At 68.7% G+C, this 10,410-nt stretch carries 10 protein-coding genes (1 of these 10 cut by a window edge); 1 reads left to right on the top strand and 9 read right to left on the bottom strand.

All coding sequences use genetic code 11. The annotated features are described in order from the left end of the window. Positions 1–81 precede the first annotated feature (81 nt). On the top strand, positions 82–675 hold the full coding sequence (locus AC52GN_RS16320) for a TetR/AcrR family transcriptional regulator (RefSeq protein ID WP_496527764.1): 594 nt from the start codon (positions 82–84) through the stop codon (positions 673–675). Positions 676–728: 53 nt separating this feature from the next. Here AC52GN_RS16320 and leuB read toward each other — a convergent pair whose 3' ends face one another. The 9 genes in view from leuB to ilvD are tightly spaced (at most 32 nt apart) and all read right to left on the bottom strand, a layout consistent with a single transcriptional unit that may run on beyond the window. Beyond that, complete coding sequence (gene leuB, locus AC52GN_RS16325) at positions 729–1,844, bottom strand: 3-isopropylmalate dehydrogenase (RefSeq protein ID WP_452112545.1); 1,116 nt, start codon at positions 1,842–1,844, stop codon at positions 729–731. After that, entirely contained in the window at positions 1,844–2,446 is a 603-nt protein-coding gene (gene leuD / locus AC52GN_RS16330; RefSeq protein ID WP_496527765.1) for a 3-isopropylmalate dehydratase small subunit, read from the bottom strand. The genes leuB and leuD overlap by 1 nt, the downstream gene beginning before the upstream one ends. Continuing rightward, positions 2,439–3,851, bottom strand: coding sequence for a 3-isopropylmalate dehydratase large subunit (gene leuC, locus AC52GN_RS16335; RefSeq protein WP_496527766.1), 1,413 nt, complete (start codon positions 3,849–3,851; stop codon positions 2,439–2,441). Before leuC ends, leuD begins: the two co-directional genes overlap by 8 nt. After that, positions 3,838–4,812, bottom strand: a complete 975-nt coding sequence (locus AC52GN_RS16340) for a branched-chain amino acid transaminase (protein WP_346519122.1) — start codon at positions 4,810–4,812, stop codon at positions 3,838–3,840. The genes leuC and AC52GN_RS16340 overlap by 14 nt, the downstream gene beginning before the upstream one ends. Then, positions 4,796–6,055, bottom strand: a complete 1,260-nt coding sequence (locus tag AC52GN_RS16345; RefSeq protein ID WP_496527767.1) for a 2-isopropylmalate synthase — start codon at positions 6,053–6,055, stop codon at positions 4,796–4,798. The genes AC52GN_RS16340 and AC52GN_RS16345 overlap by 17 nt, the downstream gene beginning before the upstream one ends. Then, complete coding sequence (locus tag AC52GN_RS16350) at positions 6,055–6,306, bottom strand: ACT domain-containing protein (protein ID WP_025976572.1); 252 nt, start codon at positions 6,304–6,306, stop codon at positions 6,055–6,057. The genes AC52GN_RS16345 and AC52GN_RS16350 overlap by 1 nt, the downstream gene beginning before the upstream one ends. A gap of 2 nt (positions 6,307–6,308) precedes the next feature. After that, positions 6,309–8,015 carry an acetolactate synthase 2 catalytic subunit gene (gene ilvG, locus AC52GN_RS16355; protein WP_496527768.1) on the bottom strand — a complete coding sequence of 569 codons (1,707 nt, stop codon included), beginning with the start codon at positions 8,013–8,015 and terminating at the stop codon, positions 6,309–6,311. Between the two features lie 32 nt (positions 8,016–8,047). Further along, positions 8,048–9,061, bottom strand: coding sequence for a ketol-acid reductoisomerase (ilvC, locus tag AC52GN_RS16360; RefSeq protein WP_496527769.1), 1,014 nt, complete (start codon positions 9,059–9,061; stop codon positions 8,048–8,050). Between the two features lie 12 nt (positions 9,062–9,073). After that, on the bottom strand, positions 9,074–10,410 hold the 3' portion of the coding sequence (gene ilvD / locus AC52GN_RS16365) for a dihydroxy-acid dehydratase (RefSeq protein ID WP_496527770.1). Its footprint extends 406 nt past the window's final position; only the last 1,337 of its 1,743 coding nucleotides appear in the window; its start codon lies beyond the right edge, outside the window; it ends in the stop codon at positions 9,074–9,076.

Genomic DNA, 10,410 nt, shown 5'->3' on the forward strand with positions numbered 1-10,410 from the left:
CTTAAAGACGATGAAGGCGACGCTTGTCAACGCCTGATGACAAGGCCATATAGTCCGTAAGGTTTATTGGAGTGCGACCAATTGGTCCTTTGCGACGTCCCCCGGCCGCGTAACGCCAACGCCACCCGCCAGGCTATCCTGGAAGCGGCGCGCGAACGCTTTTGTGCGGAAAGCTATGATGACGTGGGCATGCGCGATGTGGCGCGCGACGTCGGCGTCGATGCGGCCCTGATCAGCCGCTACTTCGGTTCGAAGGAAGATCTGTTCCTGTCCGTGCTGGACAGCTGCAAGAACGGGCGCGATCTGATGGAAGGCGACCGCGCGGATTTCGGTCAGCGTCTGGCCACGGAGATCGTCTATGGCGAGGCGGCCCGGTGCGAGGCCGACCCGACCGGCGAGAAGATGCGCGGCCTGCTGATCCTGTTGCGCTCGATCGGCTCGACCAAGGCGATGGACGTGGTGCAGCGCACGGCGAACAATCGTTTCTTCGACCCCCTGACCCAATGGATCGGCGGCGAGGACGCGGCCGTGCGAGCGCGCCTGGCGTCCGGCCTGATCATGGGCATGGCGATCGGCCGCGAGCTGTCGGACGGCTTTTCCGCCCTGACGGAAGAGCAGCGGGGCCGCCTGCGCGACCGCATGGCGAGGGCCCTGCAGGGGCTGATCGACGGCTGAATTGAAAAGAGGCGGACAGAAGCCCGCCTCTCTCTTCCTCTCCTGCCCGAAGCTCAGGCCCAGTGCATCGGCACATGGCGCGCGGCCGCCCAGTGGATGGCGCGGATGGCGTCGACGATGGCGCGCGTGGCGGCGACCGTGCCCAGGGGACCGCCCAGGTCGGCGGTGACCGCCCCCGAAGCCAGAACGGCCGCGACCGCCGCCTCGATGGAGTCGGCCTCATCCTCCAGTTCGAAGCTGTGGCGCAGCATCATGGCCGCCGACAGCACCATGCCGACGGGGTTGGCCAGGTCCTGGCCGGCGATGTCCGGCGCCGAGCCGTGGATCGGTTCGAACAGGCCCGGCCCGTCCGCGCCCAGCGACGCCGAGGGCAGCAGGCCGATGGAGCCGCCCAGCACCGAAATCTCGTCCGACAGGATGTCGCCGAACATGTTCTCGGTCAGGATGACGTCATAGTCGCGCGGCTTGCGGATCAGGTGCATGGCCATGGAGTCGACCAGGGCGTGCTCCAGGGTGATCTGGGGATATTCCTCGGCGTGGATGCGGGTCACGACCTCGCGCCACAAGCGGCTGGTCTCCATGACGTTGGCCTTGTCGACCGAGGTGACCTTGCCGCGCCGTTGCTGGGCGGCCTGGAAGGCGGCGCGGGCGACGCGCTCGATCTCCTCGACCGTATAGACGCACAGGTCGGAGGCCTGCGTCTCGGTGCGGGTGCGCTCGCCGAAATAGACGCCGCTGGTCAGCTCGCGGAAGACGATCAGGTCGACGCCCTCGACGATCTCCTTCTTCAGAGGCGAGCGATGGGCCAGCACCGGCGAGACCTGCAGCGGGCGCAGGTTGGCGTACAGACCCATGGCCTTGCGGATGGACAGCAGCCCCTGCTCCGGGCGCACCGGGGCGTCGTCCCATTTGGGCCCGCCGACCGCGCCCAGCAGGACGGCGTCGGAGGCCAGGCAGGCGCTCCGGGTCTCTTCCGGCAGAGCCTCGCCGACCGCGTCGATGGCGGCGCCGCCGATCAGATGCTCGGAAAATTCGAAGCGGTGGCCATAGATGTCGCCGATGCAGGTTAGGACGCGCTGGGCGGCCAGGGCCACCTCGGGACCGACCCCGTCGCCGGGCAGAACGGCGATGTTGAAGGTGCGGGCGACAGGCGTTTCACGGGCGGTCATCAGGCGGTCTCCGGCTGATAGATGTCTTGGCGCAGGCGTTCGTAGGTGGTGACGTAGGGCAGCTTCGATTGGAGCCAACCGAGGGCGTCCACCCCGTCCAGCAGGCACTGGCGGGCGAAGGACTCGACCTTGAACGGCACGGCCGGGGCGTTGCCGCGCCGGATCTCGCCGGCTTCCAGATCGATGGTGACGGGCTGCTCCGGGTGGGCGGCCAGATCGTCCCAGACGCCCTGATCGACGACGATGGGCAGGAAGCCGTTCTTCAGGGCGTTGGAAGTGAAGATGTCGGCGATCTCGGTCGAGATCACCGCCCGGAAGCCGTAGTCCAGCAAGGCCCACGGCGCGTGCTCGCGCGACGAGCCGCAGGCGAAGTTCGGTCCCGCCAGCAGGATGCGCTGCTCGGTCGGGTCGATGCGGTTCAGCACGGCCTCGGGTTTGGGCGAGCCGTCAGCCTCATAGCGCCAGTCGTGGAAGGCGTGGGCGCCCAGACCCTCGTGCGTGGTGGTGGTCAGGAAGCGCGCGGGGATGATCTGGTCGGTGTCGATGTTGGCCTGACTCAGGGTCAGGGTCTTGGATGTCAGAACCTTGAATGCTTCAGACATGGGCGGTCTCCGACAGATAGACGCGCGGGTCGGTCAGCACCCCGGCGACGGCGCTGGCGGCGGCGGTGGCGGGGCTGGCCAGGATGGTTCGGGCGCCCTTGCCCTGACGGCCCTCGAAGTTGCGGTTGGAGGTCGAGACGGCCAGTTGGCCGGGCGCGACGACGTCTCCGTTCATGGCGATGCACATGGAGCAGCCGGGGATGCGCCATTCGGCGCCCGCCTCGGTGAAGACCTTGTCCAGACCTTCAGCCTCGGCGTCGCGGCGGACGGCCTCCGAGCCGGGAACGACCAGCATCCGGACGCCCGGCTGGACCTTGCGGCCGCGCAGGACGTCGGCGGCGGCGCGCAGATCAGGCAGGCGGCCGTTGGTGCAGCTGCCGATGAAGACGACGTCGACCTTGTGGCCGGTGGTCGCCTCTCCAGCGGTGAAGCCCATGTAGTCGATGGCCTTCTGGTCGGAGGCCGAGCGCGGTTGCGGCACGGGCGCGCCGACGGGGGCGCCTGCGTCCGGGGTGGTGCCCCAGGTGGCCATGGGGCGGATGGCGGCGCCGTCCAGCACGACCTCCTTGTCGAAGACCGCGCCGGGATCGGTGGCCAGAGCCAGCCAGTCGGCGACGGCGGCCTCATAGTCGGCGGGGACGTGGCGACGGCCGCGCAGCCAGTCCACGGTGGTCTGGTCCGGCGCGATCATGCCTGCGCGCGCACCGGCCTCGATGGACATGTTGCACAGGGTCATGCGCCCTTCCATGTCCAGCGAACGCACGGCCTCGCCCGCATATTCGATGACGTAGCCGGTGCCGCCGCCGAAGCCGATGGTGGCGATGACGGCCAGCGCCACGTCCTTGCCGGAGACGCCGGGACGCAAGGCTCCGTCGACCGTCACCCGCATGGCCTTGGCCCGGCGCTGCAGCAGGCACTGGGTCGCCAGCACATGGCCGACTTCCGAGGTGCCGATGCCGAAGGCCAGCGCCCCGAAGGCGCCGTGGGTGGCCGTGTGGCTGTCGCCGCAGACGACGGTCATGCCCGGCTGGGTCAGGCCCAGCTCCGGCCCCATGACGTGGACGACGCCGCGCTGATCCGAGCCCCAGCCCGCCAGTTCGACGTTATGTCGGGCGCAGTTGGCCTCCAGGGTCTCGACCTGACGACGCGCCTGTTCGGTGACGTAGGGGCGCTGACCATCCGGCCCGGCGGGCAGGGTGGGGGTCGAGTGGTCCAGGGTGGCGAAGGTGCGGTCAGGACGGCGGACCTTCAGCCCGCGCGCCTCGATCTCTGAGAAGGCCTGAGGCGAGGTGACTTCGTGGACCAGATGCAGGTCCACATACATGACGCCCGGCGTCTCGGCGGTTTCCGGCACGACGACGTGCCGGTCCCATACCTTCTGATACAGGGTTTTAGGCCGGCTCATGCACGCGCTCCTGTGCGGCGGCGCCGGCGGTCGTCTCGCCGATCGGCTCCAGCCAGCCGTAGCGGTCGGGCGTCGTGCCGTCGAACAGGCCGCGGAAGGCCTTGTTGACCGCCTTGGTCACCGGGCCGGGGCCGCCTGCGCGGGTCATGATGCCGTCGATGGAGCGGACGGGGGTGATCTCGGCCGCCGTGCCGGTCATGAAGACCTCGTCGGCGACATAGAGGGCTTCGCGCGGCAGCACCTGTTCGCGCGCCTCATAGCCCAGGCCGCGCGCCAGCTTCATCACGCTGTCGCGGGTGATGCCCTGCAGGATGGAGGCGGCGGCGGGCGGGGTCATCAGCACCCCGTCCTTGACGATGAACAGGTTCTCGCCCGCGCCCTCGGACAGCAGGCCGTCGGCGCCCAGGGCGATGCCCTCGCCGAAGCCGCGCACCCGAGCCTCGCGCCCGATCAGATAGGAGGACAGATAGTTGCCGCCCGCCTTGGCGCCCGCCGGGACGGTGTTCGGCGCCACGCGGTTCCAGCTGGAGATGCAGGCGTCGACGCCCTTCTCCAGCGCCTCTTCGCCCAGGTAGGCGCCCCAGGCGAAGGCGGAGATCATCACATCACTGCGGATCGTCTCGGCCGAGGGGCTGACGCCCATGCCGCACTCCCCCAGGAAGGCCAGCGGCCGTAAGTAAGCCGAGCGCAGGCCCTCGGCACGCACCACGTCCTTGCAGGCCTGAACCAGCTCGTCCTCATTATAAGGCATGGGGAAGTGGTAGATGCGCGCGCTGTCGAACAGGCGTCGGATATGGTCGGTCAGGCGGAAGCCGCACGGGCCGTTCGGGGTGTCATAGACGCGGATGCCCTCGAAAACCGAGGTGCCGTAGTGCAGGGCGTGGCTCATGACGTGAACCGTGGCCTTCTCCCACGCCGTCAGTTCGCCGTTGATCCAGATGTTCTTAGCCAGCGGTTGCATAGGTCTTGTCCATTTGTGCGGAGGCGCCTGCCTGGGCCGTCACGGCCGCAATGATGGCGGTCAGTTCCGCGTCGTTGATCTCGCCGATCTCATCGGCGCGTCGCTTGAAGCCGGCGAAGACGTCGGCCAAGCGCTGGCCGTCCAGCACATGGCCCAGGGCTTCGGCCCGCTTGCCGACCGCGTGGCGGCCGGAATGCTTGCCCAGCACGAAGTAGCTGCCCTCGAAACCGACGTCTTCGGGACGCATGATCTCGTAGGTGCGGGCGTCGGCCATCATGCCGTGCTGGTGGATCCCGGCCTCGTGGGCGAAGGCGTTCAGGCCGACGATGGCCTTGTTGCGGGCGATGACCGTCTCGGTCACTTCGCGCAGGGTCTCGGAGGCGCGCACCAGGTGGCGGCTCTCGGAGCCGATGGTCACGCCATAGCGGTCCGCGCGGGTGCGCAGGGCCATGATGACTTCCTCGACCGAGGCGTTGCCCGCCCGTTCGCCGATGCCGTTGATCGCGCCCTCGATCTGGCGCGCTCCGCCCTCGACGGCGGCCAGGGAGTTGGCGACGGCCAGGCCCAGGTCGTTGTGCGCATGGGACGAGAAGATGATGTCCGCGTGACGCGGGCGGATGATCCCGTCCAGATAGGCGAAGCGCTGACGCGATTCCTCGGGCGTGGCGTAGCCGACGGTGTCGGGCACGTTCAGCGTCTGGGCGCCTGCGTCGGCGGCGGCGGTTAGGGCCTCGGCCAGGAACTCCGGTTCGGTGCGGAAAGCGTCCTCGGCCGAGAACTCCACGTCGTCGAACATCGAGGCGGCGTATTCCACCGTGCGCGAAATCGTGGCCAGCACCTCGTTGGTGCTCATGCGCAGCTTGGCTGAGCGGTGGATCGGGCTGGTGGCCAGGAAGACGTGGCAGCGGCGATGCGACTTCGGCGCAGGCGACAGCGCCCGGAAGGAGGCGTCGATGTCCTTTTCGTTGGCGCGTGACAGCGAGGCGAAGACCGGTCCCTCGATCTCGCCGCAGACGCGACGGATGCACTCCTCGTCGCCCGGCGAGGCGGCGGCGAAACCGGCCTCGATCACGTCCACGCCCAGGTCGCGCAGGACATGAGCCATCTTCAGCTTGGCTTCGGCCGACATGGAGAAGCCGGGCGCCTGTTCGCCGTCGCGCAGGGTGGTGTCGAAGATGATGACGCGGTTGGGATCGGACGCCGCGATCTCGGCGGTTCTGGATACTCGTTCTACTCGGGACATTACGCGGCCTCGGACTGGAAGGTTTGAGCCTGGATGCGCGCGACGCCGATCAGGCGGTCGATCTGGCGGCCCAGGGTGTCGATGGAGCGGGCGGCGTCGCGCCCGCGAACGGTCAGGGCGATGCGGCGCATCGCGCCCTCATCGGCCATGTTGATGCCGTCGATGTGGAAGCCGCGGCGCTCCACCAGGCCGATGAGACGCTGAAGCGAGCCGTCGGCTCGGTCGATCTGGATGTGAATGGTGTCGCTCATTTTCATGCGCCTTCCATCATTTCAGCGTTGCTCTTGCCCGGCGGCACCAGCGGCCAGACGTTTTCCTTGGGATCGATGACGACGTGGGCCAGACAGGCGCCTTCGGCGGCCAGCAGGCGGGCCAGACCGGCCTCGACCTGGTCGCGGCGATCGATGCGGAAGGCCTCGACGCCGAAGGCTTCGGCCACCTTCACGAAGTCCGGATTGTCGGACAGGTCGATCTCGGAATAGTTCTCGGCGAAGAACAGCTCCTGCCACTGGCGGACCAGACCCAGCGAAGAGTTGTCCAGCAGGACGATCTTCAGCGGCACGCCGTAGCGGCGCAGGGTGGCCAGCTCCTGGACGTTCATCATGAAGCCGCCGTCGCCGGCGATGGTGACGACGACCGCCTCGGGGTCCGCCATCTGGGCGCCCAGACCGGCGGGCAGGCCGAAACCCATCGCGCCCAGACCGCCCGAGGTGATGTGGGCTTCGGGTCGGGCGAAGCGGCAGTGCTGGGCGGCCCACATCTGATGCTGGCCCACGTCGCAGGCGGCGACGAAGCGGTCGCCCGCCATTTCGGACAACTGCTTCAGCAGGGCGGGCGCGTAGACGCCTTCGCCCGGCGCGTCATAGCGGGCGGCGTGGCGTTCGACCGCCGAGGCGCAGCGGATGACCCACGGATCGATGGCCAGAGGGGCCGTCGCCATGCGCGCCGTCAGGGCCTCGATGGCCGGGCGGATCTCGCCGCCGACGGCGACGTGGGTCTCGCGCAGCTTGCCGATCTCCGAGGCGTCGACGTCGAAGTGGACGACGCGGGCGTGGGGCGCGAACTCGGCCAGCTTGCCGGTGGCGCGGTCGTCGAAGCGGGCGCCCATGACGATCAGCAGGTCGGACGTCTGGACCGCCTCATTGGCCGCGCGCGTGCCGTGCATGCCCAGCATCCCCAGGAAGCCGGGGGCGTCGGTCGGCACCGTGCCCAGGGCGTTCAGGGTGGCGACGGCGGGGATGCCGGTGGTCTCGGCGAAGGCGCGCAGGGCCTCGGTCGCGTGACCGATCTTCACCCCGCCGCCGATGTAGATCAGCGGGCGCTGGGCGGCGCGGATGAAGCGCTCGGCCTCGGCGATGGCGTCGGGGTCGGCCTCGGTCGTCTCATTGGGAATGTTGAAGCCGAAGGGGGCGACCGTTTCGGCGAACTGGACATCCTTGGGCAGGTCGACCAGCACCGGACCGGGACGGCCCGAGGCGGCGATGTGGAAGGCCTGTTCGATGGCGGCCGGGATCTCGGCCGCGTCACGGACCAGGATGGAATGCTTCACGATCGGCAGGGTGACGCCCAGGATGTCGATCTCCTGAAAGGCGTCGGTGCCCATGACCCCTTGAGGGACATTGCCGGTGATGCAGACCATCGGCGCCGAATCCATCATGGCGTTGGCGATGCCGGTGATCAGATTGGTGGCGCCGGGGCCGGAGGTGGCCATGCAGACCCCGACCTTGCCGCTCAGCCGGGCATAGGCGTCGGCGGCGAAGGCGGCGGCCTGTTCGTGGCGCACCAGGATGTGCTTCAGCGACGAGCCGGTCAGGGCGTCGTAGATCGGCATGATGGCGCCGCCGGGGTAGCCGAACACCACCTCTACGCCCATCCGCTCCAGGCTGGAGACGAGCAGGCGCGCACCGGTCATGACGGCCGGGGCGGAAGCGGTTTTCAAGGCGGGCGCGGCGGCGCTCATCGGGTCAGTCTCTCTTTAATATATACAGAGGGTCAGGCGGCGGCCTGTTTGGCCGTCTGCAGCCAGGCCATGCGGTCGCGCAGACGGGCGCCGACCTGTTCGATCTGGCTGGAGCGGTCCTCGGTCAGCAGGGCCTCGTATTTCGGCTTGCCCGCCTCGTTCTCGGCGATCCATTCGCGTGCGAACTGGCCGCTCTGGATTTCGTCCAGCACGGTCTTCATGCGGGCGCGGGTCTCGTCGGTGATGACGCGCGGGCCCGAGGCGACGGCGCCCCATTTGGCCGTTTCCGAGATGAAGTGGTGCATCTTGGAGATGCCGCCTTCGTAGAACAGGTCCACGATCAGCTTCAGCTCGTGCAGGCATTCGAAATAGGCGATCTCGGGCTGATAGCCGGCCTCGACCAGGGTGTTGAAGCCCTGGATGACCAGTTCCTTGGCCCCGCCGCACAGGACGGCCTGTTCACCGAACAGATCGGTCTCGGTCTCTTCGCGGAACGACGTCTCAAGCAGGCCGCCGGTCGCTCCGCCGATGCCCTTGGCGTAGCCCATGGCGCGGTCACGCGCCTTGCCGGTCGCGTCCTTCTCGATGGCGAACAGGGAGGGGACGCCCCGACCGCGCGCGAACTCGCGGCGGACCAGATCGCCCGGGCCCTTGGGCGCGACCAGGATGACGTCCATGTCGTCGCGCGGGGTGATGCGGTCGTAGATGATCGAGAAGCCGTGGGCGAACAGCAGGGCGGCGCCCGGCTTGGCGTTCGGCTCGATGACGTCGCGATAGACCTCGTTCTGGACCATGTCGGGGGTCAGGATGGCCATGATGTCGGCGCCGCGAACGGCCTCGGCCGGCTCGGCCGTGGCCAGGCCGTCCTCGGTCGCATGCTTCCAGCCTGTGCCGCCCTGGCGAACGCCGACGACCACGTCGTGGCCGGAATCCTTCAGGTTCTGGGCGTGAGCGCGGCCCTGTGAGCCATAGCCGATGACGGCGATGCGCTGGCCGGCGATGGCGCCCGGCTTGATGTCTTCATTGGTGTAGATGGTGATGGCCATGGGAGGATATCCTTAGGAAGCAGCGGTTTCGGTGGAGCGGGCGGCCAGATCAGCGGGGATCTGGGCCGGCGGCGGATTGGGAATGGTCACGGCTCCTTGCGAGGCGGAGGCGACGGCGGCGCGGTATTTTGCGAAAACGCCTTGCGCCGGGCGGATACGGTTGGGGGCGAAATCCGCCCGGCGCGCCTCCAGATCGACGAGCACATCGATCCTTCGGTTGGTGACGTCGATGACGATCGGATCGCCATCGCGAATGAGAGCAATCGGGCCGCCCGCCGCCGCCTCGGGCGAGACGTGGCCGGCGACGAAGCCATAGGAGGCGCCCGAGAAGCGGCCGTCGGTCAGCAGGGCGACGTTCTCCACCTTGCGGCCCTTCAGGGCGGCGGTGACCTGCAGCATCTCGCGCATGCCGGGCCCGCCCTTGGGGCCTTCGTAGCGGATGATGATGACGTCGCCTTCGCCGACCGAGCCGTCCTGCACTGCGTGGAAGGCGTCTTCCTCGCAGTCGAACACGGCGGCGGGACCTTCGAAGCGATCGACCTTGTGCCCGGTCAGCTTGATGACGGCGCCTTCCGGCGCGACATCGCCATAGATGACGGCGTAGGAGCCGCGCGCCATGACCGGGGCCTCGAAGTCGGTCACGACCTGCTGGCCGGGCTGTTCCTCGGCGTCGCCCGCTTCGGCGAACAGGCTGCGGCCCGAGACGGTCGGGACGTTGGCGATCTTGCCCGCCTCGGCCAGACGCTGGGCGACCAGGCGCGTGCCGCCGGCCGCATACAGGTGCGAGGCCAGGAAACGTCCGCCCGGCTTCAGGTCGCAGATGACCGGCGCCTCGACGCAGGCCTGGTGGCAGTCCTCGACGCCGAAGTCGACGCCCGCCTCGGCCGCGATGGCGGTCAGGTGCATGACGGCGTTGGTCGATCCGCCCGAGGCCGAGACGGCGATGGCGGCGTTCTTCAGACTGGCCTTGGTGATGTATTTGCGCGCCGTGTCGCCGGCGAAGACGCGCTCGACGATCAGGCGGCCGCAGCGCTCGCCTTCCGCGCCCTTGGCCGGATCGACGGCGGGCACGTCATTGGCGCCCATGGGGCTGACGCCCATCATCGACAGGGCCATGGCCATGGTGTTGGCGGTGAACTGGCCGCCGCAAGCGCCGGCGCCGGGGCACACCGCGCTCTCGACCGCCTTCAGGCCCGCGTCGTCCAGAGAACCGGCGGCGTGGGCGCCGATGGCCTCGAAGACCTCTTGCACCGAAACTTCCTTCGTCCCGATCACGCCGGGCAGGATGGTGCCGCCGTAATAGACCAGACCGGGGATATCCATGCGGGCCAGAGCCATGGCCGCTGCAG

The organism is Brevundimonas sp. SS2672 (genome assembly GCF_059579685.1).